At 57.6% G+C, this 22,743-nt stretch carries 24 protein-coding genes and 1 riboswitch; of the genes, 3 read left to right on the top strand and 21 right to left on the bottom strand.

Going from position 1 to position 22,743, the window contains the following annotated elements; all coding sequences use genetic code 11:
• Positions 1-223 precede the first annotated feature (223 nt).
• The gene (locus ACFPPD_RS03670) at positions 224-823 is read right to left on the bottom strand and encodes a genetic competence negative regulator (protein WP_209743230.1); all 600 of its coding nucleotides are present in this window, start codon (positions 821-823) and stop codon (positions 224-226) included.
• A 194-nt stretch (positions 824-1,017) separates the two neighbouring features.
• Positions 1,018-1,284, bottom strand: a complete 267-nt coding sequence (locus ACFPPD_RS03675; RefSeq protein WP_209743232.1) for a YtxH domain-containing protein — start codon at positions 1,282-1,284, stop codon at positions 1,018-1,020.
• A 179-nt stretch (positions 1,285-1,463) separates the two neighbouring features.
• On the opposite strand from ACFPPD_RS03675, the gene ACFPPD_RS03680 reads away from it, so the two are divergent.
• Entirely contained in the window at positions 1,464-2,351 is an 888-nt protein-coding gene (locus ACFPPD_RS03680) for a polysaccharide deacetylase family protein (protein ID WP_209743234.1), read from the top strand.
• A 53-nt stretch (positions 2,352-2,404) separates the two neighbouring features.
• Here the strand turns inward: ACFPPD_RS03680 and ACFPPD_RS03685 are convergent, their stop codons facing one another.
• Positions 2,405-2,710: a hypothetical protein gene (locus ACFPPD_RS03685; RefSeq protein WP_209743236.1), complete on the bottom strand. Its 306-nt coding sequence runs from the start codon at positions 2,708-2,710 to the stop codon at positions 2,405-2,407.
• The gene (locus ACFPPD_RS03690) at positions 2,707-3,303 is read right to left on the bottom strand and encodes a CPBP family glutamic-type intramembrane protease (protein WP_209743238.1); all 597 of its coding nucleotides are present in this window, start codon (positions 3,301-3,303) and stop codon (positions 2,707-2,709) included. The genes ACFPPD_RS03685 and ACFPPD_RS03690 overlap by 4 nt, the downstream gene beginning before the upstream one ends.
• 110 nt (positions 3,304-3,413) lie before the next feature.
• Here ACFPPD_RS03690 and ACFPPD_RS03695 point away from each other — a divergent pair, with 110 nt between their 5' ends.
• Together ACFPPD_RS03695 and serA are read left to right on the top strand one after the other, a co-directional pair.
• Complete coding sequence (locus ACFPPD_RS03695) at positions 3,414-4,337, top strand: hypothetical protein (RefSeq protein WP_209743240.1); 924 nt, start codon at positions 3,414-3,416, stop codon at positions 4,335-4,337.
• A gap of 229 nt (positions 4,338-4,566) precedes the next feature.
• A complete protein-coding gene (gene serA / locus ACFPPD_RS03700) occupies positions 4,567-6,159 on the top strand; it encodes a phosphoglycerate dehydrogenase (RefSeq protein ID WP_209743242.1) in 1,593 nt (530 codons plus the stop codon).
• A 308-nt stretch (positions 6,160-6,467) separates the two neighbouring features.
• On the opposite strand, the gene ACFPPD_RS03705 is transcribed toward serA, so the two are convergent.
• The 17 genes from ACFPPD_RS03705 to ribD all read right to left on the bottom strand — a co-directional run bounded on the left by ACFPPD_RS03705 (position 6,468) and on the right by ribD (position 22,253).
• Positions 6,468-7,922, bottom strand: a complete 1,455-nt coding sequence (locus ACFPPD_RS03705) for an ATP-binding protein (RefSeq protein ID WP_209743244.1) — start codon at positions 7,920-7,922, stop codon at positions 6,468-6,470.
• Positions 7,923-7,925: 3 nt separating this feature from the next.
• Positions 7,926-8,639, bottom strand: coding sequence for a response regulator transcription factor (locus ACFPPD_RS03710; protein WP_209743246.1), 714 nt, complete (start codon positions 8,637-8,639; stop codon positions 7,926-7,928).
• Positions 8,640-8,663: 24 nt separating this feature from the next.
• Complete coding sequence (gene ccsA / locus ACFPPD_RS03715; protein WP_209743248.1) at positions 8,664-9,923, bottom strand: cytochrome c biogenesis protein CcsA; 1,260 nt, start codon at positions 9,921-9,923, stop codon at positions 8,664-8,666.
• Complete coding sequence (resB, locus tag ACFPPD_RS03720) at positions 9,920-11,629, bottom strand: cytochrome c biogenesis protein ResB (RefSeq protein ID WP_209743250.1); 1,710 nt, start codon at positions 11,627-11,629, stop codon at positions 9,920-9,922. Before resB ends, ccsA begins: the two co-directional genes overlap by 4 nt.
• A 21-nt stretch (positions 11,630-11,650) precedes the next feature.
• On the bottom strand, positions 11,651-12,184 hold the full coding sequence (locus tag ACFPPD_RS03725) for a redoxin domain-containing protein (RefSeq protein ID WP_209743252.1): 534 nt from the start codon (positions 12,182-12,184) through the stop codon (positions 11,651-11,653).
• Positions 12,185-12,643: 459 nt separating this feature from the next.
• Positions 12,644-13,378, bottom strand: a complete 735-nt coding sequence (locus ACFPPD_RS03730) for a pseudouridine synthase (RefSeq protein WP_209743254.1) — start codon at positions 13,376-13,378, stop codon at positions 12,644-12,646.
• Positions 13,379-13,399: 21 nt separating this feature from the next.
• Complete coding sequence (locus ACFPPD_RS03735; protein WP_209743256.1) at positions 13,400-13,939, bottom strand: spore maturation protein; 540 nt, start codon at positions 13,937-13,939, stop codon at positions 13,400-13,402.
• A 5-nt stretch (positions 13,940-13,944) separates the two neighbouring features.
• A complete protein-coding gene (locus tag ACFPPD_RS03740; protein ID WP_209743258.1) occupies positions 13,945-14,580 on the bottom strand; it encodes a nucleoside recognition domain-containing protein in 636 nt (211 codons plus the stop codon).
• 4 nt (positions 14,581-14,584) lie between these two features.
• On the bottom strand, positions 14,585-15,823 hold the full coding sequence (locus tag ACFPPD_RS03745; RefSeq protein ID WP_378081263.1) for a D-alanyl-D-alanine carboxypeptidase family protein: 1,239 nt from the start codon (positions 15,821-15,823) through the stop codon (positions 14,585-14,587).
• Between the two features lie 117 nt (positions 15,824-15,940).
• Positions 15,941-16,420, bottom strand: a complete 480-nt coding sequence (gene ytfJ / locus ACFPPD_RS03750) for a GerW family sporulation protein (RefSeq protein WP_209743260.1) — start codon at positions 16,418-16,420, stop codon at positions 15,941-15,943.
• Between the two features lie 126 nt (positions 16,421-16,546).
• Positions 16,547-17,236 (bottom strand): DUF2953 domain-containing protein, encoded by a 690-nt coding sequence (locus ACFPPD_RS03755; protein WP_209743262.1) that lies wholly within the window; start codon positions 17,234-17,236, stop codon positions 16,547-16,549.
• A gap of 46 nt (positions 17,237-17,282) precedes the next feature.
• Positions 17,283-17,900 (bottom strand): SMC-Scp complex subunit ScpB, encoded by a 618-nt coding sequence (gene scpB / locus ACFPPD_RS03760; protein ID WP_209743264.1) that lies wholly within the window; start codon positions 17,898-17,900, stop codon positions 17,283-17,285.
• Positions 17,869-18,654 (bottom strand): segregation and condensation protein A, encoded by a 786-nt coding sequence (locus ACFPPD_RS03765; RefSeq protein WP_209743684.1) that lies wholly within the window; start codon positions 18,652-18,654, stop codon positions 17,869-17,871. Before ACFPPD_RS03765 ends, scpB begins: the two co-directional genes overlap by 32 nt.
• Before the next feature lie 52 nt (positions 18,655-18,706).
• A complete protein-coding gene (ribH, locus tag ACFPPD_RS03770; RefSeq protein ID WP_209743267.1) occupies positions 18,707-19,177 on the bottom strand; it encodes a 6,7-dimethyl-8-ribityllumazine synthase in 471 nt (156 codons plus the stop codon).
• A gap of 68 nt (positions 19,178-19,245) precedes the next feature.
• The gene (locus ACFPPD_RS03775; RefSeq protein ID WP_378081266.1) at positions 19,246-20,466 is read right to left on the bottom strand and encodes a bifunctional 3,4-dihydroxy-2-butanone-4-phosphate synthase/GTP cyclohydrolase II; all 1,221 of its coding nucleotides are present in this window, start codon (positions 20,464-20,466) and stop codon (positions 19,246-19,248) included.
• A gap of 14 nt (positions 20,467-20,480) precedes the next feature.
• A complete protein-coding gene (gene ribE / locus ACFPPD_RS03780) occupies positions 20,481-21,152 on the bottom strand; it encodes a riboflavin synthase (RefSeq protein WP_209743269.1) in 672 nt (223 codons plus the stop codon).
• Complete coding sequence (gene ribD, locus ACFPPD_RS03785) at positions 21,153-22,253, bottom strand: bifunctional diaminohydroxyphosphoribosylaminopyrimidine deaminase/5-amino-6-(5-phosphoribosylamino)uracil reductase RibD (RefSeq protein WP_209743271.1); 1,101 nt, start codon at positions 22,251-22,253, stop codon at positions 21,153-21,155. It lies immediately after the preceding gene.
• A gap of 262 nt (positions 22,254-22,515) precedes the next feature.
• A riboswitch (FMN riboswitch) is annotated at positions 22,516-22,708 on the bottom strand.
• Positions 22,709-22,743: the final 35 nt, after the last annotated feature.

Below are 22,743 nucleotides of genomic sequence, written 5' to 3' on the forward strand. Positions count from 1 at the left end.
TCCCGTCTTCTTATTATAACAGTAATCGGACTCGCGGTAGAAAGGAACTTTTGGCGGTTGATTAAAAAATCCGATTTTGATCACGAAGTATGACCGGGAGCCTATTCGACGTCGAATCTTGAATGCTGCACGGAATTTCCGGTTCTCACGTAGGTTTTGCCTACGCTCGCGCCAAAAAATAAAGCCCCTCGAAAGGGGCTTGCATCGACCGAAAAAAATGAAGTCAGTCCGCGAAATGCTCGGTTAGCGTCTTCACCGCGTTCGACGCGATGATCAGCTTGCCGTATTCCTCGAGCACGGCGGGCGTAATCGATGTCGCTTCCCCGTACTCCGCGAGCACGGCGATAAGCGCGTGATATTCGGACGTCTCCATACCGGCCGGGTCGAAGCACAATACCCACTGATTCTGGTAGCGGTACATCCTACCTTCTTCCGTCATGCGGCCGACTAGCGTCTTCGCCGCTCCGATCGCATCCTCGATGTCCCTGAAGCGATATATGATGGCTTCGCTCTGCTCGAGCGTCACTTCTAATTCGTATACTTCTTCTTCGTCTTCCGTATGGGCGTCCGAATCCCGTTCCAGCTTACCGCGGGTCACGATGACGACCATGCCTTGCGCGGGCATCGCGAAAACTTCGACGGCGAGAGGACCCGAAGCATCGAATCCGAGCTCGTTATAGGCTTGATCCATCATTTCGCTAAACAGCTCGTGCACTTTCGGTATTTCCCGCCACATGTCTTCCTTCTGGATCCCGCGTTCCGTCAAATCGTCGAAAGTGAGGAAAATCCGAATTTTGTCCTGACTAAGCCGCTCCATCCTCATGGCAGGATCCTCCTTCTGTGGGTGATAACAGCTTATGAATATGCATATAATGCGTGAATGAATCTTTGCTTTAGATTATGTTATCATTTCTCCATGCGAAATGCACTAGTGAATAGCTTGGACATGAAAAAAACGGCACCTGCTTCCCCTTGTCCGGGGGAGCCGGCACCGCCTCGATCATTCCTTAAAATGAACTATATCCGATGGTCCATGTCGTGTTCTTGCATCGTATGCATCGCGCCTTCGGCCATATGCTCCGCCTTGGACGTCGCCCGCCTGAAGCTGCTGGCGAATTTCATGTTCAGCGCCTTCTCGATGGCATCGTCCTTCATATCGCTCATCCGCTGCCTCAACTGTCCGCCGACGTTCGACGCCACCGCGGACATGATCCGGTTGCGCCTGACCATCATGACGACCGCCGCTCCCGCTAAACCGCCTATTACGAAAGTCCCGAGTTTCATTTGCCACCTCCTTAGTACCTTTATTGTTGCCGCGCAGGCGCAGGACATGCGCCATCAAAATAAGGAAGTCCGCTCGATGTCGAATGACGGAGGAAATGTGATACAATCGAAACGCTCGATCGGTCGGGAACCGTTCGATCCGAGCGAATCATTCGACAGATCACGAAGGGAAGCTTGCGATGAACAGACATTGGATCGCCGCGAACGCGGCGGCGCTTATGCTCCTGCTTACGGCATGCGGCAACGCTGCGCAGAACGGCGAAAGTTCGCCTTCCGCAACGGCGCCCGCCGTCACGCAGGAAGCTTCCGCTTCCCCGCCTGGGAAGGCCGGCTCGCCATCCGCGGAACCGACGCCTTCCGCCAAGCCGTCCGCATCGGCCGAACCGTCCGAACCGGCTACGCCGGCTGCGACGGAAAAGACGTACAAGATGAACAAAAACTACTTCATCGTGCCGATCGACAAAGAAAGAACCGAAAACAAAGTCGTCCTTCTTACGTTCGACGATGGACCGAAAGCGCCGGAAACGCTCGATCCGTTGCTCGATACGCTCGACAAGCACGGCGCCAAGGCGATCTTCTTCGTGAACGGTTACCGCGTCAAGGCTCATCCCGAATTGTTGAAGCAAATCGCGGACCGCGGGCAGATCATCGGCAACCATTCCTGGGATCACATCGATTTGAAGAAGGAAAAAGCCGCCAATGTCGAGAAGCAGATCGGGGACGTGCAGGCGATCGTCAAGGAAACGACCGGCCAATCGCCCGTGTTCTTCCGTCCGCCGTTCGGTTCGGGCGGCGACGAAGTGCGCAAGGTCGCCAAGGAAAACGGATTGCTTTACATGACCTGGTCCAACGGATCGCTCGACTGGGCCATGGCCAAGACGCCGGAAGAAAAACGGCCGCAAGCGGTCATCGATAACGTATTGGAACAACTGCATCCGGGCAGCAACATTCTCATGCACGAATTGGCTTGGACGGGCAAAGCGCTCGATAGCCTGCTCGATCAATTGGAAGCGAAGGGCTATTCGTTCGTCGATCCGAACGCCATCGATACGGCTTTATTGCCTTAACGACATGCAGAAAGGCCGACTCTTGCCCCAAGAGTCGGCCTTTCACTGTTCCTTTATTGGTCGCCGTATTCGCGACGTCCCCACCATAACAAGCCGACGACGAGCGCCGCGAACAGCACGACGAGCGATAAATAAAACCATTTCGATAATTGAAGCCGGCTCGGCGTATGGATGCCCGATCGCGGAGGCATGCCGGTTTCCGGAATGCCTGAACTCGCCGCCGCCTCGGCGATCGCGGCTTCGAGTTCTTCGATCGTGAGCGCCGCTTCGGGATCGGCATCCGGGCCGAACGCCGCGTTCTTCGCTTGGACGTAACGTTCCCAAGCGTTAGCTCCGTTTTTTTTGCTGTCCTCGTTCATTCCTGCTCCCTTCGAAATCGGATTATGCACCCCATCGTCAAGTCCACCAGGAAATGAGCCAAGATCGGCGCCCATATCGTACTTGACTCGATCATGATCCATCCGAGCCCGTAGCTGATCCCGAACACCAAACCCGTCGGTACCCAGTGCCGTAAGTAGCGGACGTGAATGGCGGCGAACAAGATGCTCGTCCAATACGCTCCGAACGCGTGCTGAATCGCTCCCCTGAACAGCGCTTCCTCGCAGATGGCCACGATCAACGAAATGACCGCAATATGCCATATGGGACGGTTTTTGAAAAGTTTCTCGTTGATGCCGCCGTCGTCCGCCGCTTCCTCCGGGACGAAACGGGATATCGCGAGATCGAATACGAGTACGAGAATCGCCAGTCCCGCGCCCCAGAGCGCGAAATTCCAGCCGCCCGGAAGCTCGAATAGAACAATTGGATTTCTCCCCTGAAATAATAGCCACGCGATACCGATAATAAGAGTAAGTCCTTGCGTTAAATACAAATTCGCGAGCAGCATTCGATCGTCGAGATCTTCAGCGTTCACTTTACGGATTTTGATGTTTCGTATGTCGAATTTTCTCATGTAACCTCGCGATTTGCATTTTTTGTATGTTCATTTGTTACGTATTTTTTTATACTAGTACTTACCGTTCAACCCGTTCAACTATAACTAGCCGTTCAAAGGAGCACCCGATGGAGAAGCGTCTGAACCGATCCGATCTCATGTTTTCCTTATCTTTCATCCTCATGCTCGTAATCGCGGTAGGCGCGTTTTTCTACGGCGTCAAAGTGGGAACGGATCGCGTCGAGGCCAAATACGCCGAGGCCGCGGAAGAACCCGCCGCCGCGCAGGAAGCCCAACCTTTCGCTTACCAGCAGCAAGATCTCGTTTCCTTCTATCATACCGTATTTTTATCGTATCGTGAATTTCAAAACGAATGGCTCGCCGATCAGGACAAATGGCTTGCCGATCCGACGCTCGACCGCGCGGCGACGCTTAAGGATCTCGCCAAGCTGTCCCAGAAGAAATACGACCAAATCGGCAAAGTCGCCGTCTCGCCGGTCTCGCCTCAGTTAAAGGAAGCGCAGACGAGCTACATGAAGAGCTTGAAACTATTTCACGACAGCTTCGGCTCCCTCGCGGACAAGGCGAACCAAGGAAACGCCCAGATGGCGCTCGATAAAGTCGAGGCGGACGCGTTCTACAAACAAGCGCTCTCGCACTCTCTTACCGCGCAGCAGCAATACTTCGGTTCGATGCTCAAGTGGGCCGCCACGATCGATACGAACATCCCGGACGATATCGCGGCCGAGGAAGCGATCGCGATCTCCAAGTGGAAAACGTATCCTCTCGTCGTTAAGTTAAAAGTCGCTTCCGACTACATGGCCAAGCAGCCGGAGTTGACCGAATACTTGCCGAGCGACTTGACCGCCCGCGTCGACCAATTCATCGTCTCCGGTCAAGCGAGTAAACGCAACGCCAAAAGCTTCAACGCGATCGCGGAGCTTCTGACGAGCACGGAGGCGGTTCGAAACGGAGACTTCGTCGCGATGAAAGCACGGTTCTACGAGCAAGAGCAATTGCCTCAGCTTCCGTTCTTCTTCTCGGACAAGTAATCCGGCATTCCGTCGCCCGTTTTCTTGATATCGGCAACAATGTCGCACTTTTGCCATTGCAATTGGCCGTGCCGTTGCTATAAAATAGGAAAGGCATTGCGAACGGGCGTGAACGACACGAGTACGACAAGAAGTGACCTTGCGGAGTCACCCTCTATGCACCGTCTTTCCGCTTTACGCGGCGGGCGGCGGTCGAGGGTGTTTTCTATATATCGAAGGAGGGTTCCATATGTTTAAAGTATTGGTATCGGATCCGATAAGCGACTTGGGCATCTCGCTCCTCGTCGAGGCTTCCGACATCTCCATTGACAAGAAAACGGGCTTGAGCGAGGATGAGCTGGTCGCCATCATCGGCGAATACGACGCGCTTCTCGTGCGCAGCCAAACTCGCGTGACCGAGCGGATCATGAACGCCGGCAAACAACTGAAAGTTATTGGCCGCGCCGGCGTCGGCGTCGATAACATCGATCTCGATGCCGCGACGAAACGCGGCATTATCGTCATTAACGCTCCGGACGGCAATACGATCACCACCTGCGAGCATACTTTCGCGATGATGATGGCCGTTGCCCGCCACATTCCGCAAGCCTACCTGAAAACGGTCGGCGGCGAATGGGACCGCAAGTCGTTCGTCGGCGTCGAACTCCGCAACAAAGTTCTCGGCGTACTCGGCATGGGCCGCATCGGCAGCGAAGTCGGCGCGCGCGCCAAAGCGTTCGGCATGGAAGTGCTCGGCTACGATCCGTTCCTGACCGAAGAGCGCGCGGAGAAAATGGGCGTGCGCAAAGCGTCCGTCGAAGACATCATCGCCGAAGCGGACTTCATTACCGTCCACACCCCGCTCACGCCCGAAACTCGCCATATGATCGGTAAAGAACAATTCGCTAAAATCAAAAAAGGCGTACGCATCGTCAACTGCGCGCGCGGCGGCATCATCGACGAGCAAGCTCTCGTCGAAGCGATCAACGCCGGACAAGTCGCGGGAGCGGCGTTCGACGTATTCGAGGAAGAGCCGCCCGCGGCCGACCATCCTTTCCTCTCCCATCCGAAGATCATCGTGACGCCTCACTTGGGCGCTTCGACGATCGAAGCCCAAGAGAACGTCGCGATCGACGTATCGGAGCAGTTGCTGCACATCCTGCGCGGCGAGCCGTTCAAGAACGCGGTGAACATGCCTCCGGTCGCCGCCGACGTCCTTGCCAAGCTCGAGCCTTACTTCTCGCTCGGCAGCAAGCTCGGCAGCTTCGCCGCCCAAATCGCCGAAGGTCCGGTCAAGGAAATCTCGGTCGCTTACGCGGGCGAGCTCGCCGACGTGGACACGCAGCAATTGACGCGTCACGTCGTCGCAGGCGTGCTCGCTTACCACCTCGGTTCCGATCAAGTCAACGTCGTTAACGCGATGCACTTGGCCAAAAACCGCGACGTCAACGTCGTTATCGTCAAATCGCACGCGTCCAAGGGCTTCACGAACCAAGTGAGCGTCACGCTGCGCACGGACAAAGAAGAGCGTCTCGTCGCCGGTACGTTGCTGAACGGCTTCGGCCCTCGCATCACGCAAGTCGACAAGTTCCCCGTCGACGTGGAGCCGCAAGGACATATCTTGCTGATATCTCACCACGATAAACCAGGCATCATCGGCCGCGTGGGCACGCTGCTCGGCACGCGCGACATCAACATCGCGACGATGCAGGTCGGCCGTAAAATCGTCGGCGGAGCCGCCATCATGGTGCTGGGCGTCGACAAAGGCGTCACGAAGCAAGTACTCGGAGAAATCACCGCGTTGCCGGACCTCAACAACGCCAAAGAAGTTCAATTGTATTAATTGAGGCTTAATCGATAGCCGCAAAACCCCACCTTCCAAAGAGAAAGAGGAGGTGGGGTTTTTGCGATGTTGGGCACCTAAGGGGGGGCGATGTTATTTTAAGGAATTCGAGCAGTCAGGTCATTTTACGGTGTGGGGCGATGTTATTTCGCGGAATTTGAGCTTTCGGACCATTTAGCGGTGCGGGGCACCGCTATTTCGTGGAATTCACGCATTTGGAGCATTTAGCGGTGTGGGACACCGCTATCCAAAAAAAGCCTCCGGGTCAATTAATGACCTCCGAGGCGTTTTTTGTGCCTGAGTATGACTTACCTTCCCTGCTTTCCGTTTAACTTGCGGTTGGCGGAGACGGGGAGCAAAATCGTAAACGTCGTCCCCTCGCCCGGTGCGCTGGTCGCGGATATTTCTCCGCCGTGCGAGACGATGAGGTTTTTAACGATCGCCAGGCCGAGCCCGGTGCCACCGCCGGACGTTTCCCTTTTGCGCGCTTTGTCCGCCTTGTAGAAGCGCTCGAAGATGTAAGGCAAGTCTTCGCGAGGAATGCCTTGCCCTTGGTCGATGACCTTAAGCTCGAGTACGCCGCCGGCCGCGTCTTCGATCCTTCTCGCGGCCAGGGCGATCGAAGCTTCGGCAGGCGTATGCCTAAGCGCGTTGTCCATCAAGTTCGTCAGAACCTGCTCCAGCCTGTCCCCGTCCGCGGCGTCGAGATGAAGCTCGGGACTTTCCGGCGTCCGGGTAAACGTAATATGACGCTCCTTCGCGATCGCCGAAAATTTGCGGTACACGCGGGAGAGAAGGCCGTTCACGTCTAGCGGCTGCAGGTTCATGTCCAGATAGCCGGCCTCCATGCGCGCCAGATCGAGCAGATCCTTCACGAGGCGACCCATTCTGAGCGACTCGTCGTGGATGACCTGCACGAGCTCGTTGCGCTCTTCCGGCGTCGCGGCGATGTCGTCCATCAGCGCTTCGCTGTACCCTTGCACCATCGACAGCGGCGTGCGGATTTCGTGCGAGACGTTGGCGACGAAGTCCTTCCGCATCTTGTCGACGCGGAACTCCTCCGTCACGTCCCGAAGCACGGCGACGGCGCCCCTGACCGAGTCGGTCGACGCCAGAGGCGTCATGACGACCGACCAGACGCCGCTTTGCACGTGCACCTTGACGGTCAGCTCCTTGCCGCAATCGATGACTTCCCGGAACGTCTCGCGCAGAGGTCCCGGTACGCTTTCGTCGCGTTCCGGCTTGTCGCCGTCGGCCCAATCGACGGAGCCCCACTCCTCCAACAAATACTGGCCTTGCGGGTTCGTCAAGATGACCTCGCCTTCGGAATTGAACGAGATGACCGAGTCCGTCATGCTTCGAAGAACGCTGCTCAGGTGATCCCGCTCGTGCTGCAGGTCGCGGATGAGCGTATGAAGCTCTGATGCCATTTGGTTGAACGTGTTCGCGAGCTCGCCGATTTCGTCGGACGAGCGGATCGCGACTCTCGTCGAATAATCCCCTTGCGTGACCCGGTTCGCAGCGTCTTTCATTTCCCGCAGCGGCTGCGTGATCTTCGTCAGCAGGAAAAACGCGAAGAAAGTCGTCAGGAGAAACCCGATCAATCCGGTATAAATAAACAAATGCTTGATTTTCACGGGGTCCGCGAACGTTTGCTCGTCGATGTATTTCAGAAGAAAAATACCGAGCGTGGAAATGACGACCGCGACCAATCCTATGATCGTCAGCCACATTTTGCCGACGACCGATCTCCAGATGGCCATCCTTTACTTCGCCGCCTCCAACTTGTAACCGACGCCCCATACGGTCGTAATCATCGAGGCCGCTTCCGCCGAGACGCGGTTCAGTTTCTCGCGAAGCCGCTTCACGTGCGTATCGACCGTTCTAAGGTCGCCGAAGAAGTCGTAGTTCCATACGTCCTTCAACAATTCCTCGCGGGAAAACACTTTATCCGGCGTGCTCGCCAAATAATGGAGCAGCTCGTATTCCTTCGGCGTCAAATTCACTTCGTGGCCGCTGGCGGTCACGCGGTGCGCATCGTGCTCGATGACGAGGTACGGGAACACGATATTGTTGCTCGTGTTCATCTCTTTCGACAAGAACGCGGTCGCGGAAGACCGGCGAAGGATCGCTTTGATGCGGAAGATGACCTCGCGCGGGCTGAACGGCTTTACGACGTAATCGTCCGCGCCGACTTCGAACCCTTGGACGCGGTTCACTTCCTCGCCCTTCGCGGTCAGCATCAGAACGGGCGTCGCCTTATGTTGGCGCAGCCGGCCGCACACTTCGATGCCGTCGATTCCCGGCAGCATCAGATCGAGCACGATCAGGTCGAAGTCTTCTTCTTGCGCTTTGCGAAGAGCGCTCTCCCCGTCCTCCGCTTCCTCGATGACGTAGCCTTCCTTCTCTAAATACATTCTAAGCAAGCGACGAATCCGTTCTTCATCGTCCACGACCAATATCCGGTTGCCCGTATTCATGCCGAAGCACCTCTTTCGAGTAGGTTAAACGCCTGCGTACGAATGCAAGCCGGCGATAACGAGATTGACGCCGACGAGCGTGAACATGACGACGAGGAAGCCGATGACGGCCAGCCATGCCGACCGGGTGCCCTGCCATCCGCGGGACAACCGCAAATGCAAGTAAGCGCTATAGAACAAGAACGTAACGAGAGCCCATACTTCCTTCGGATCCCAGCCCCAGAACCTGGACCAGGCGATCTGCGCCCAGATCATCGCGAAGATCAACGCGCCGAGCGTGAAGATCGGGAACCCGATGGCGATCGCGCGATAGCTGATCTCCTCCAGGTCGTCCGGATCTATGTCCGTCAGATGCGGGTGAATGACCGCGGCGAGCTGTTTGCGTGCGATCAAGCGAAGCAAGCCGTACAACGCCGCTCCGGAGATGACGGACCAGAGAACCGTGTTGAGCTTGCGGCCCGCGTTGGCGCCGTTCAGCCAAGACGGCGATTCGATCGGCGCGTCGGTCATGCCGAGGAACGATTGGAATTCGACCTTCTCGCTGTTGTAAGGCTTCACGAGCGGCGGCAAGCCGTACTTCACTTCCTTGAATTCGGACGAAGCCGTGCCGTCGTCCGCGATCGTGACCTTCTCTTGCGAGAACGTCGCGGTATAACCCGCTCCGCGGAAGGCAAATACGGCGACGAGGAAGCCGATCAGGACGATGATGACGAACAAGGAAAACTCGGTCCAGAAGCGCGCCCTCTTGCCGGCTTTGTCCGTTCTCGTGAAATCGACGACGCGGATGAGCTGCATAAGCGCCGCGGCGAAACCGACGGCGAAGAACGCCTCTCCCGTCGCCGCCGTCGTCACGTGGATTTTCAGCCAGACGCTGTTCAGCGCCGGAATGAGCGGCTGCGCTTCGGACGGAAAGACGGATGCGTACGCGATAAGAATGATGACGAGCGGAAGCGAGAACGCCCCGAGAATCATGTTGCGATAGATCAGATGGACGACGATGAACGCGAACATGATGGCCATGCCGAGGAACGTCATGAACTCGTACATGTTACTCGTCGGAATATGGCCGCTGCCGTACCAACGGGTAAAGAAGAACGTCAAGTGGGCGACCCAGCCGACGACGGCCAAGCCGAAGCCGATTTTACCCCACCGGTTCGTATGGTCTTCCGGTTTGCGATTGCTCCAGCGCTTGCCCGCTACCGCGATGGCGAAGCTGATGAAAGCCGCGCAGTACAAATAGAACGCGACCATAAACGAGTCACTGCTGAAATCGAGCCAATTCAACGGTCATTCCTCCTGTTATCGAGCGCCTTCGGCTGAACCTCGATGCCGGTTCTGCCTAACGCCCATGCGACGTCGGCCCGTAAACCGAAGCTGTTCTTGTTCGTGTGGCCGCCGAGCGTAAGCTTGTCTTCGTCGATGCGCAGCCAGATGCGCCTGTGCTGCCAGTAGAAGCCCATGATCAAGCCGATCATGGAGATGCCGGCGCCGACCCAGATGTACGGCATGGCCTTGTCCATGCGGATGTTCAAATAGGTCATGTATTCGGAATACTTGATATTGTTCATTTTACCATCGACGACCGGATTTTCCACCGTAATCGCGAAACGTCCCGAGCTGTCCCCGCGCTCCTTGAAGCTATCGTTGAACAGCTTGCCGTACGCCTTGCTCTTGTCGCTCGGCATCGCGAAGTAAATGTAAACCTCGCCTTCGTCCGGCGTGTCGTCCCCGAAGATGCGGAAAACGAAAGCGGGATTGTTCGGCTCGCGCGTCTTCGTCATCGGGCGGCTTTGTTCGTCGAGGCTGAAGTCCGGGTAATAATCGATCAGCTTCAGCTTGTACTTGCCTACCGTATAGGCCTCGGACGGGTTATCCATCAGCAAGTCGAACGAGCCGAGCTGCTCCATCGTGTCGAGGTTCGTTAACGTCGGATGAACGGACAGGAACCGGACGCGTTGCTGGAAGCTGTTCTGGTAAAGGCTAAGGCCGTCGTACGTCATCGCGCTATTGACCCTGATGTCGTGTTGCTTTACTTCCGTCAGCACCGGTTCCTTGATCGGATCGTCGCAATCGGCCGCGCATTCGTACAGAACGGCGTTCGTCTCGTATTTCTTCGCGACCAGCGTTCCCTTCTGGTTGCCGGCGAGCTCTTCGTCCTTGTAGTAATCGACGGTGAAGTCGACGCTTTTCACGTAATAGTTCGTGCCCGGGATCTGTCTCGTCTCCCCTTCGTACAGAGACAAGTACTGGTCCATGTGCCATGCGGGTATGCCTCTGCCGAGAACCGCGAGGAGGAAAATAATCAGTCCGATATGATTGATGTAAGGTCCCCAGCGGCTGAATCTGTTCTTCTCGGCGAGCAGGGCTCCGTCTTCCCGGTACACGCGGTAATGCTTGCGCTTAAGCTGCTTGCCCATGTTTTCCAGCCAAGCCTCCGAATCGTTCGGGACGATGCCGGAATACGCGACTTGCTGGCGCTTGATGAACTGAAGATGCTTGCGAATTTGCTGCTTGGACAGCGCCCGATAAAGAGGCAACACCCTGTCGAGGCTGCATACGACGAGCGACGTGCCGATCATGACGAGCAACAGGATGAACCACCACGACTCGTACGTGTGGGACAAGCCGAGCGCATGATAGATTACGCCTATCGTGCCGTATTTTTCTTTGTAGTACGCCGCGAATTCGGAATTCTCCGTCATGTTGATGAGCGTGCTCTCTTGTTGGAACACGGTGCCTATGGCCGCTCCCAGCAACGTGATGACGATAAGGTAGACCGCGATCTTCACCGAGGAAAAGAAATTCCATATCCGGTCCACTACGTGAGGGTTCGCCTTCTGCGACCTGCGGGCCACCCCGTCGTATCTCATCTCCAGCAGCGCGTCCTCGTTCGCCAGCAGTTCCTCGTCGAGCGGTTTCCCGCACGATTCGCACAGAACCGTGCCGACGGGGTTCTGATGGCCGCATTCGCACTTGGTGTTCTGAAACAAAGCCGTTTATCCTCCTTGGCGTTACGAGCTCGACTTCATAAGCCGATCGACGCGCGCCTCTATTTCCTCTTCCGTCAGCAGTCCGCCGATGACGACTTCTTGTATCGTACCTTTAGAAGTGATGAAGAACGTCGTCGGGTACTGCTTCAAGCCGTATCGTCGTTCCGTCTGCTTATCCTTGTCCATCAAGATCGGGAACGACACCCCGACCTGCCGGATAAAGCTTTCCGCCGTCAGCTTGTCCTCGCTCAGATTGATGCCGACGAGCTCGAGGCCTTGCCCCTTCCATTTCTCGTATTGCTGTTGCAAGGCGGGCATCTCGTTGCGGCAAGGCGGACAGAACGTGCCCCAGAAGTTCACGATGAGCGGCTTGCCCTCGTAATCCTTCAGATTATGTACGGCGTTATCCAAGCCCGCGAGCCGAAAATCGGGCGCCTTGTCGCCTTTTGTAAGCACGACGCTCTTCGAAAATAGCGAATTGCCGACCGCATAACCTCCCACGATCAGCACGATAACGAGAATGGCGTATTGCACCGTTTTGCGATAACGTCCCATTGCTTTTTCCACCGCCTGTGATTAAACGTTCAAAAAGTTCGGTTTTCGGCACCTTGGATGATACTTCGTGATCAACATCGACTGTCGATGTTCAGCACCGAGAAGGTTGAATGATGCAGGAACTGAGGATCGGAGCGTAGGCAAAACCTACGTGAGAACCGGAAGGGCCTGCAGCATTCAAGATTCGATGTCGATTACGCTCCCTGGCATACTTCGTGATCAACGTCGACTGTCGATGTTCAGCACCGAGAAGGTTGAATGATGCAGGGACTGAGGATCGGAGCGTAGGCAAAACCTACGTGAGAACCGGAAGGGCCTGCAGCATTCAAGATTCGATGTCGATTACGCTCCCTGGCATACTTCGTGATCAACGTCGACAATCTATTATAACGAAAATACCGGGGGTGGGGGTAAATCCCCGACCTCCGGTTTCTGAACATTGTGTGACGCAATATGGGACTAGCCGTCGACTTCCGCGGCGAAGTCCTGAAGCTTGCCGACCTCTTCCGCCGTCAGCTTGCGATGCTTGCCGCGCTGCAGGTTGTTCAAGTACAAGCCGCCGAACGATACCCGCTTCAACCTCGTGACCGGATGGTGGATCGCCTCGAACATCCGGCGAACTTGCCGGTTGCGGCCTTCGTGGATCGTGATCGCGATCGTCGCGAATTTGCCGTCAGGATCGATGTCGTGGTATTCGACTTCGGCGGGCGCGGTCATGCCGTCGTCGAGCTTGATGCCCTTCTTCAGTCTCTCGAGCGCGCTGCCGTGAGGCACCCGTTCGACGGTCGCATGATACGTCTTCGGAACGTGATGGCTTGGATGCGTCAGCTTGTGCGCCAAGTCGCCGTCGTTCGTGAGCAACAGCAATCCTTCGGAATCGTAATCGAGACGCCCGACCGGATACAGCCGTTCCTTCACGTCCTTGATGTAGTCCGTGACGACGCTGCGTCCTTTCGGATCGGTGACGCTCGTAATAACGCCCTTCGGCTTATTGAACATCATGTAAATTTTCGTTTCTTTCTTGATCGGCTTGCCCGCCACGGCGATAGCGTCGACGGCCGGATCGGCTTTGCGCCCGAGTTCCGTCACGACTTCCCCGTTGACCGTTACTTTGCCGGACGCGATCAACTCTTCGCATTTGCGGCGCGAAGCGACGCCCGCGTTCGCGAGCACCTTCTGCAATCTTTCTTCCACGGTGTTTCACCTCAACACCCATCATACCAATCCGAACAACAACCAGCAAGCGGCGACGGCGGCGAAAAAACCGACGAGATCGGAAAAGAGCCCGACTTTGAGCGCGTAACGGGAATTGCGGATGCCGATCGCCCCGAAATAGACGGTCAACACGTACAGCGTCGTGTCTGTGCTGCCTTGGATCGTCGAAGCGACGCGGGCGACGAACGAATCGGGGCCCTGCTCCTTGATAAGGTCGGTGACGAAGGCGAGCGATCCCGCTCCCGTAATCGGCCGGAGCAGCGCGAGCGGTAACACGTCGCCGGGAACGCCGATCCCTTCGAGCGCCGGTCGGATCAGGCCGATCATGGCGTCCATCGCGCCCGAAGCGCGGAACATGCTGATCGCCGTCATCATGCCGACGAGGTGGGGAATAATGCCGATGGCGGTCTGGAAGCCGTCCTTGGCGCCGTCCACGAACGTCTCGTATACGGGAACCTTCCGGAGGGAGGCATAGAGAGGAATAAATGCGATAAGCACCGGAATCGTCCACGTCGAGAGCAATTGGATGATCGCGACCATCGGCTTTAGCCTCCTTTGGCCGCGGGAGCGGTAGGCGCGTATGTCGTCTTGCTTCTGGGCGGCTTGCGGTCTATCCGCCTGTACCATCGGTCCGCCAAGATGGCTGCCCCCGTCGAGATCGCCGTCGCCAGCAGCGTCGGCGCGACGATATCCGCGGGATGCAGCGACCCGAAATTCATTCGGATCGCGATTATCGTCGTCGGGACGATCGTAATGCTCGCCGTGTTAAGCGCCAGCAGCGTACACATGGCGGGCGTCGCCACCGTCTTGTCGGGGTTCAGCTTCTGAAGCTCCTGCATCGCCTTGATGCCCATCGGCGTCGCGGCGTTGCCGAGGCCGAGCAGGTTAGCGCTCATGTTGGACAGAATGTATCCCATCGCCGGATGCTCCCGGGGTACGTCCGGGAACAACCGGCGAACGATGGGCGCGAGCAGCTTCGCCAGCTTGCCCACGAGTCCGGCCGCTTCGGCGATGCGCATGAGCCCCATCCAGAAGACGAGGACGCTGATCAAACCGAGACAGACGGTCACCCCCGTCTGCGCGCCTCCGAACGCCGCCTCGGCGACTTTCTCCATCTTGCCGTTTGCCGCTCCGAATAGGACGCTGAATACGATCATGCCGAGCCATATCCAGTTGACCATCCGATCACCCTCCTCCTGGCAAGAACAGCGCTTTAACCGCGGTTCGGAACGACTCCGCAAACGAGCGGCCCGCGGTTGCGGTCGCTGGCATCATCCGGCTTGCCGCGTCGCCCGAACTTCCCTCTGCCTCGGCCCCCGCCGCCGGAGCGGCTTCGACGAGCGGCACCGAGCCGATTCTTTTGCCGTCCAGAACGAATCGGATTTGGCCGCGGTAGCCGAGCTTGAAATCCGCTGTTCCTTCGATCAGAGGCGCCAATCTCAACTCGAGCCGTTCCCTCTCGCCCTTTGCGAACGGATAGACGAATTTACCGGCGACTTTATACGGATAGCCGTTCACCGTCTGGCCGGATTCGGCGACCGTCTCCAATGGGTAATTCGCGAACCCGTAGTCGAGCAGCCTGCGATGGTCGATCCAATCGTCCCTGTCGTTCAACGTGACCGCGACGAGCTGTTGGCCTTCCCTGGTCGCCGAGCTGACGAGCGTGCGGAGAGCTTGCTTCGTATAGCCGGTTTTCACGCCGTCCGCTCCGTCGTACATGTTCAGCATTTTGTTTTTGTTTACCCATTCGTAGTCCCAATTATCGTGCGGGTTAGGCGCTTTCTTCACTTTCGTCGCCACGATTTGCTTGAACGTCGGATTGCGAAGGGCGTATACCGTCAGCTTGGCGAGATCGTTCGCGGACGAATAGTGGCCCTGCTCGTCCAACCCGCTCGGATTCATGAAATGGCTGTTCGATAGCCCGATTTCTTCGGCTTTCTTGTTCATGAGAAAAACAAACCCTTCGACCGAACCCCCGACGTGCTCCGCGATCGCCGTCGCCGCGTCGTTCCCGGAACGAAGCATAAGCCCATAAAGGGCGTTGCGAAGCTTCATCCGCTCGCCGGCTTTCAAATAGATCGACGAACCTTCCATTTTCGACGCCTTGTCGCTTACTTTAAGCGTGCCGTCCAGGTTCGCGTGTTCGATCGCGACGATGGCGGTCATGATTTTCGTCAGGCTCGCGATTTTCATGCGTTCGTCCCCCCGTTCGTTAAACAGGATGCGGCCGGAGACGACGTCCGCGAGCGCAGCCGCGCGGGCGGAATTGCCCGGAGGCGACGGGAGCGCCTGAACTGCCGCCTTGGCGGATAGAGCAGCCGCATGAGAGCCCGAAGCCGGGAACGCGAATAACGCCGCCATGACGCAAACGGCCACGCTCGTCCATCTCGCGCGGGCGCGGCGGGAACAGACCCATTTCAACATGCGCGAATTTCCTCCTCGGAGAATGACTTGTACCATTTTATGTCCAACCGGCGGAAAGTATGTAAACGGGAAACGGCCGCGCGGGCGGATGCCTGCGCGGCCGTTTCGGGGCTTGCGTCACATGATCGTGTTGGAGTCGGAAGGTACGGTTTTCACCGAGTGCTCGCTCTCTTGCGGCCTTTGGAACACGCCCTTCAGTTTGTCCACCCAGCCTGGCGCGGCGTCGATCAATCGTTCCATCAGATGGGTTTGATTGTCGAGCGGCACGACTTTCACGCCGTGGGCGCCCACGACCAAGAAAGCGATCGGCGTAATCGAGACGCCGCCGCCGCTGCCGCCGCCGAACGGAAGCGAGACGGAGGCATTGTGGGCGTCCTGCCCTCCCTGCTTCTGAGCGGAGCCGGATCCCGAGCCGTCTTCCATGGCGGCGTATTCGCTCCCCCCTGCCGCGAAGCCGAAGCCGACTTTGCTGATCGGAAGAATGACGCTGCCGTCAGGACACTGGACAGGTTCTCCGACTATCGTAGAAACGTCCACCATGTCCTTGATGTTTTCCATGGCGGTTTGCATAAGGCCGTTAATCGGATGCTGTGACATGTATACTCCTCCTTTCGTGTACCTAATGTTCCCGAGCGGGCGGCGTGTTTATTCGTGCCAACGGCGAACAACTTTGTCGGCGACGCTCCTCGGCAACTACGCTAAGTAGCCCAGCCTATACGGACTTCATACTTGCTCCGGCGGAGACAGCCAGCTTCGCCAAGCCCGGATCGCCCGACCGATCCTTACCGTCCTGAACCCGAGCTTCATGACGGCGGCGATCGCCGTGCCGAACCGTATGCCGAAATCGGCTTCCCATACGACCGCGAATTCGGAAGATGCGTAATTCGGAACGACTTCGCCGCGAGGGGGCGCCTTCAGCCGAAGGAAATGGCTCGCCGCGCCGGTCGCGCAACCCGAAGCCGCCCATAACAAACCGACGACGACCGCCGTTGACGCCGCGTTTCCGGTGCCGACGCGGAAGTCGAGTCGCCAACGGGTGCATTCGATTTTCTTGAGCGCGTAAACGACCCATCGCTTGAATCGGACCGTGGAGCGCAGCAACGCCTTTGCCGCTTTTCGGTTGCGCCGAAGCTTGCCGAATCCGAACATCCTTTTCTTCGGGAATTCTTTGCCTTTAATTCCGGGGATGCCTCCCTGAGGCTTCTCGGCGTAGACGACTCCGCTTTTCTCTAGTTTGATCGTCGGAATGACGATCTGGCGAGAGACGATCCCGTACAGCGCCTGAACGACGACGACGAGCTGGTCGAGCTTGCCGCTGCGGGAGTAACGGACGCGGACGCGAATGCGGGAGACACACGCCAAGACGATGAGGGCGACGACGACAGCGCATGCGTACAAAAGCCAGAAGGCCATTCTTCCCCCGCCTTTCCTAGGGGTAGTATGACCTTCTGGCAAATGTTCATTCCGTATCCAATTGTTTGTCGAGATCCTCCATCGAAAGCTGGCGGCCTTCGATCCGATCGAACAGCAGCTTCGTTCTTTCTTCCAATTCCTCGTCGGCGTCGAGCGCGGAGGGCTCGGGCAAACTCGTAATGGAAGGCAAACCGAAGTAATCGAGGAACGCTTTCGTCGTGCCGTACAGAATCGGACGTCCGAGCGCTTCGGCGCGGCCCTTCTCCTCGATCAAGTCTTTATTGACCAAGTTATGCAACGGGCGATCCGCCTTGACCCCGCGAATTTCCTCGATCTCGACCCGCGTAATCGGCTGCCGGTACGCGATGATCGCGAGCGTCTCGAGCGCCGCCTGCGACAACGAGGAACGCGACGGCGAATAGGCCAGCTTCTCGAAATACGGCGCATGCTCGATGACCGTCGTCAGCCGGTACCCGCCCGCGACTTCCGCGATCCGGATGCCCCGGTTTTTCTTGGAGAGCTCCTTCTGCAAATCCTTCAGCACGTCCTTGACGACGTCCACGTCCGTCTCGACGACTTCCGCGGCCGTCTTGGCGCTGATGCCCTCGTCGCCGGATACGAACAGAAGGCCTTCAAGTACCGATTTCAATGTCGAGTAATCCATCGTTATCCTCTCTCCCCGTCCACGTCAACACGATCTCGTCGAACAAAGCGCTCTGGTGGCAAGACACCCACCTGCGCTTCATCAATTCGAGGATGGCGAGGAAAGTGACGACGATTTCCTCCCGTTCGTCCCCGTCGCCCAGCAACTGGGAAAACAACAGCCGGCCTTCGTTCGATCGGCGCTTCAGCGTATCGACGATGTCGCGGATCCGGTCCTTTACAGAAATTTCATCCTTGCGGATCGACGATACCCGATTTCGCCCGGCAAGCCGTCTCATCGCTTTCCGGAAGGCGTTCACCAAGTCGTCCACGTGCAAGCCTTCGACCGGATTGACGTCCGGCTTCTTCTCGAACGGCGTCAGATCGGTCGGCTCGCGCGTATACACCTGGCTGCGGTCCCATTCCTTCTCCCTTAGCTGTCCGGCGACCGACTTGAACTTCCGGTACTCGATCAGCTTGCGGATCAATTCCTCGCGCGGATCTAATTCGTCGTCCTCGTCGACGGTCAGCCACGGCTCGTCGGTTACGGGCGGCTTCGGCAGAAGGCCGCGGCTCTTGATCGACAGCAGCGTCGCGGCCATGACGAGAAATTCGCTCGTGATGTCGAGCTCAAGCTCTTGCATCGCCCCGAGATATTCCATGTACTGTTCGGTAATCTCGTTGACCGAAATATCCTGAATATCGATCTCCGCTTTATCGATCAAGTGCAACAGCAAATCGAGCGGCCCTTCGAACGTCTCCAGCTTGTACGACATCGTCGCCAATCGAATTTCTCCCCTTGCTTCCCCGTTTGCTATCGAGAACGTATTATCCGATGATCGCTCTCGTCAAATTCGCCATCTCGATCGCCGTCGCGGCCGCTTCCCAGCCTTTGTTGCCGGCTTTCGTGCCCGCGCGTTCGACCGCTTGCTCGATGCTATCCGTCGTCAGCACGCCGAAAATCGTCGGAACGCCCGTTTTCAGATTGATCGCGCTAACGCCCTTGGCCACTTCGCTGCACACGTAGTCGAAATGCGGCGTGGAGCCGCGAATGACCGCGCCGAGCGTAATGACCGCGTCGTATTTGCCGCTTTCCGCCATCTTCTGCGCGATAAGGGGAAGTTCGAAGGCGCCCGGCACCCAAGCGACTTCGACTTCGTGATCTTCGGCGCCGTGGCGCTTAAGCGCGTCAAGAGCGCCTCCGAGCAGCTTGGACGTGATGAATTCGTTAAACCTACCGACGACGATCCCGTATTTGAACCCATGCGAAATTAAATTTCCTTCGTAAACGACTGCCATGTCTTTTATCCTCCCGATGTTGCGCGAACGAATCGCGATATTTGGATTTCGTGACTTCTTTCTATCGATCAGCTAAGCTCGCCTTCGAATTGGAGCATATGGCCGAGCTTCGCTTTTTTCGTATGAAGGTAACCGGCATTGTCTTCGTTCTCCGACATTTGAATCGGCACGCGCTCGACGACGTTCAGACCGTAGCCTTCCAACCCTTTGATTTTTCTCGGATTGTTCGTGAGCAAGCGGATTTCCCGGATGCCGATGTCTTTCAAGATTTGCGCGCCGATGCCGTAATCGCGAAGATCTGGCGCGAAGCCGAGCTTCGCGTTCGCTTCGACCGTGTCCAGTCCTTGTTCTTGCAGGTGGTAGGCGCGAAGCTTGTTGATCAAGCCGATGCCGCGTCCTTCCTGACGCATGTAGAGCAGCACGCCGTTGCCTTCCGCCTCGATCTGTCTGAGCGCCGCTTCGAGCTGCGGACCGCAGTCGCAGCGGTGGGAGTGGAACACGTCCCCGGTCAAGCATTCCGAATGGACGCGGACGAGAACGGGCTTGGAGCCGTCGATGTCGCCCTTGACGAACGCGACGTGTTCCTTGCGGTCGACGTCGTTCGTATAGGCGATCGCATTGAACGTGCCGAAGTCGGTCGGCAAGCGAACTTCGACTTCTCGTTTGACAAGCTTTTCTTTCTCGTTGCGGTAATGGATCAGATCTTTGATCGTGATTAGCTTCAGGGCGTGTTGTTCCGCGAACTGCTGCAAGTCGGGCAACCGGGCCATCGTGCCGTCTTCCTTGATCACTTCGCAGATGACGGCCGCTTCCGCGGAATCGCACATCCGGGCCAGATCGACCGCCGCCTCCGTATGTCCGGTGCGTCTAAGGACGCCGCCTTTCTTGGCGATAAGCGGGAAAATATGGCCGGGCCGGCGAAAGTCGGACGGCTTGGCGTCCGGATCGATCAGCGCCTGCACCGTCAGCGAACGCTCGTGCGCGGAAATGCCGGTCGTCGTCGACACGTGGTCGACGGAGACGGTAAACGCCGTACCGTGATAATCCGTATTGTGACTGACCATCGGCGGCAGGTCAAGAGCTTCGGCTCTTTCCGGCGTAATCGGCACGCACAGAAGCCCTCTCGCTTCCCTGATCATGAAGTTGATGACGTCGGGCGTCGCTTTGTCGGCGAGCGCGATCAGATCGCCTTCGTTCTCGCGGTCCTCGTCGTCGACGACGATGATGACCTTGCCGGCTTTCAAATCCTCTATCGCTTCTTCGATTCGGTCGAACAATGGTTGCGTCATTGCGAATGCCTCCTTCACATGAATCCGTTGTCGCGCAGGAACGATTCCGTCAGCTTGCCGGCGCCGCCCGCGGCTTCCTTGCGATTATCCCTTTGGTTCAGCAGATGATCGATATACTTGCCTAATATGTCGCATTCGATGTTGATCGTGTCGCCGGGATGCTTAAGCTGCAGCACCGTCTCCCGAAGCGTAAGCGGAATGATCGACACCGAGAATCTGCCCGCTTCCCGGTCGACCGCAACGATCGTCAAGCTGATGCCGTCCAGCGTGATCGAGCCCTGCTTCACGACGTGCCGCATCAAATCTTCATCGTCCGGTTCGATCTCGAACACGACGGCGTTCGCTTCGGACGTTCGGCCTCTGATCGTGCCTGTGCCGTCGACGTGCCCTTGAACGATATGGCCGCCGAATCTCCCGCTCGCCGGCATGGCCCGCTCCAAGTTGAGCGGACTGCCCGCGCGGATCGCGCTCAAGTTCGTATGCCGGTACGTTTCCGGCATGACGTCTACGGAGAAGGAGCCGCGGTCGTACGAGACGACCGTCAAGCAGACGCCGTTCACGGCGATGCTGTCGCCGAGCTTCACGTCGTCCATGATCTTGCTCGCCCCGATATCCAAGATCATCGCTTCGCCCCGTCTTTGGGCGGAGCGGAGCACGCCCATTTCTTCGATTAGTCCCGTGAACATTCAATTCCCCTCCGGATATCCCGTCATGCACCAATCGTCCCCGAATCGTTCCATCGACACGCGATTCAGCCTGAGCGCTTCCGACATTTTCTCGGGCCCTTCGAAAGCGAACGCGGAAGGCGCCCCTTCGCCGCCGACGATGATCGGCGCGTAGAACAGCATCATCTTGTCGACGAGTCCGGCTTTCAGCATGGCGCCGTTCAGGACGCCGCCGCCTTCGAGCAGAATCGAACCGATGCCCATTTCCCCGAGCAACGCCATCGCCTTCGTCAGATCGACCCTATCGCCGTCGCCGCATCGCAGTACTTTGGCGCCTTTCGCTTCGAGCCGATCGGCTTTGCCGGCGTCCGCACGCTCCGACGCGAGCAAAATCGTATCGGCTTCCCCGTTCAACACTCTGGCGTCTTCGGGGATCGCGAGCTTGGCGTCGACGACGATTCGCGCCGGATGAAGCCCCGGCACGCTTAACCGCGTCGTCAGCTCCGGATCGTCGGCCTTAATCGTCCCGATGCCGACCATGATCCCTTGGTGCTTATGGCGAAGCGTGTGAACGGCTTCTCTCGACTGTTCGCCGGTAATCCATCGGCTATGGCCGGTTCGCGTGGCGATTCGTCCGTCCATCGTCATCGCCGTCTTCAGCGTGACGAAAGGAACTCCATGGACGATATACTTGTTGAACTTCTCGTTCAGAGCCGTCGATTCGCTCTCCAACAAGCCCGTATCGACTTGAATGCCCGCTTGGCGAAGTCTCTCGATGCCCCGTCCCGACACGCGCGGATTCGGGTCAGTCGCGGCGACGACGACTCGCGAGACGCCTTCCGCGATGAGGCGCTCGCAGCAAGGCGGCGTCAGCTTGCCGGTATGGCTGCAAGGCTCCAGCGTCACGTACGCGGTGGCGCCCTTGGCATGTGCCCCGGCCATATTCAGCGCGTTCACTTCGGCATGCCCTTCGCCGCGCCTCAGATGCGCGCCGAGACCGACGACGCGCCCCTCGTTCACGACGACGCAGCCGACGACGGGGTTCACGCCGGTTTGCCCGGATGCGCCTCCCGCCATGTTCAGCGCAAGCCTCATATACGTTTCGTCGTTCAACAGATCCATTCTTTCGCTCCTCTCCCGGACGCGCGCCGCGAACGCGACGCCGCCGTCTATTGGCCTTGCGGTCAGTTACTACAAAAAAACCCCGAGGGCTTCGGCCCCGGGGGTTGAAGAAACACAGCGCGAAAAAACAAGCGTCCATGGAGATGCAGAAATAGACCGTCGCGTCGATGGCATGTGAAAAAAAGAACAATCGTCTGCGATGAATTCTTCTTTCACGCGCCGAACGCACGAATGCCTGCATATGGACAGTAAACTGCCGCTGCGCTTCCTTCTCCCATCCAGACTGTAACTGTCGGTCCCGGAATTGCACCGGGTCCACCGAAACCGCGCCGCCGGGTTACCGGAAGAGACGATTGCGGGTCACGGACTGACGGCCGCCGCGCCCGGCGCAAGGCCGGAACGTTGGCAAGCCGATCACCGCCGGTGGGGAATTACGCCCCGCCCCGAAGGTAAGCAACTGATTGTATGAAAGTGTAACATCCTGCCTCTT

Source organism: Cohnella suwonensis (assembly GCF_042655365.1).
Taxonomy (GTDB): Bacteria; Bacillota; Bacilli; order Paenibacillales; family Paenibacillaceae; genus Cohnella; species Cohnella suwonensis.

What these genes read in the sequence shown, in the direction of transcription:
- ACFPPD_RS03705 (WP_209743244.1), bottom strand. Translation starts at nt 7,922, where the DNA reads ATGGCCATCTGGAGATCGGTCGTCGGCAAAATGTGGCTGACGATCATA.
- ACFPPD_RS03775 (WP_378081266.1), bottom strand. Translation starts at nt 20,466, where the DNA reads ATGACGCAACCATTGTTCGACCGAATCGAAGAAGCGATAGAGGATTTG.
- ACFPPD_RS03690 (WP_209743238.1), bottom strand. Translation starts at nt 3,303, where the DNA reads ATGAGAAAATTCGACATACGAAACATCAAAATCCGTAAAGTGAACGCT.
- ACFPPD_RS03745 (WP_378081263.1), bottom strand. Translation starts at nt 15,823, where the DNA reads ATGTTGAAATGGGTCTGTTCCCGCCGCGCCCGCGCGAGATGGACGAGC.
- ACFPPD_RS03695 (WP_209743240.1), top strand. Translation starts at nt 3,414, where the DNA reads ATGGAGAAGCGTCTGAACCGATCCGATCTCATGTTTTCCTTATCTTTC.
- ACFPPD_RS03740 (WP_209743258.1), bottom strand. Translation starts at nt 14,580, where the DNA reads ATGGTCAACTGGATATGGCTCGGCATGATCGTATTCAGCGTCCTATTC.
- ribD (WP_209743271.1), bottom strand. Translation starts at nt 22,253, where the DNA reads ATGGATCTGTTGAACGACGAAACGTATATGAGGCTTGCGCTGAACATG.
- ACFPPD_RS03710 (WP_209743246.1), bottom strand. Translation starts at nt 8,639, where the DNA reads ATGAATACGGGCAACCGGATATTGGTCGTGGACGATGAAGAACGGATT.
- scpB (WP_209743264.1), bottom strand. Translation starts at nt 17,900, where the DNA reads ATGGATTACTCGACATTGAAATCGGTACTTGAAGGCCTTCTGTTCGTA.
- serA (WP_209743242.1), top strand. Translation starts at nt 4,567, where the DNA reads ATGTTTAAAGTATTGGTATCGGATCCGATAAGCGACTTGGGCATCTCG.
- ribE (WP_209743269.1), bottom strand. Translation starts at nt 21,152, where the DNA reads ATGTTCACGGGACTAATCGAAGAAATGGGCGTGCTCCGCTCCGCCCAA.
- ribH (WP_209743267.1), bottom strand. Translation starts at nt 19,177, where the DNA reads ATGGCAGTCGTTTACGAAGGAAATTTAATTTCGCATGGGTTCAAATAC.
- ACFPPD_RS03755 (WP_209743262.1), bottom strand. Translation starts at nt 17,236, where the DNA reads ATGGCCTTCTGGCTTTTGTACGCATGCGCTGTCGTCGTCGCCCTCATC.
- ACFPPD_RS03670 (WP_209743230.1), bottom strand. Translation starts at nt 823, where the DNA reads ATGAGGATGGAGCGGCTTAGTCAGGACAAAATTCGGATTTTCCTCACT.
- ACFPPD_RS03675 (WP_209743232.1), bottom strand. Translation starts at nt 1,284, where the DNA reads ATGAAACTCGGGACTTTCGTAATAGGCGGTTTAGCGGGAGCGGCGGTC.
- ytfJ (WP_209743260.1), bottom strand. Translation starts at nt 16,420, where the DNA reads ATGTCACAGCATCCGATTAACGGCCTTATGCAAACCGCCATGGAAAAC.
- ACFPPD_RS03725 (WP_209743252.1), bottom strand. Translation starts at nt 12,184, where the DNA reads ATGGGACGTTATCGCAAAACGGTGCAATACGCCATTCTCGTTATCGTG.
- ACFPPD_RS03680 (WP_209743234.1), top strand. Translation starts at nt 1,464, where the DNA reads ATGAACAGACATTGGATCGCCGCGAACGCGGCGGCGCTTATGCTCCTG.
- ACFPPD_RS03765 (WP_209743684.1), bottom strand. Translation starts at nt 18,654, where the DNA reads ATGTCGTACAAGCTGGAGACGTTCGAAGGGCCGCTCGATTTGCTGTTG.
- ACFPPD_RS03735 (WP_209743256.1), bottom strand. Translation starts at nt 13,939, where the DNA reads ATGGTCGCGATCATCCAATTGCTCTCGACGTGGACGATTCCGGTGCTT.
- ACFPPD_RS03685 (WP_209743236.1), bottom strand. Translation starts at nt 2,710, where the DNA reads ATGAACGAGGACAGCAAAAAAAACGGAGCTAACGCTTGGGAACGTTAC.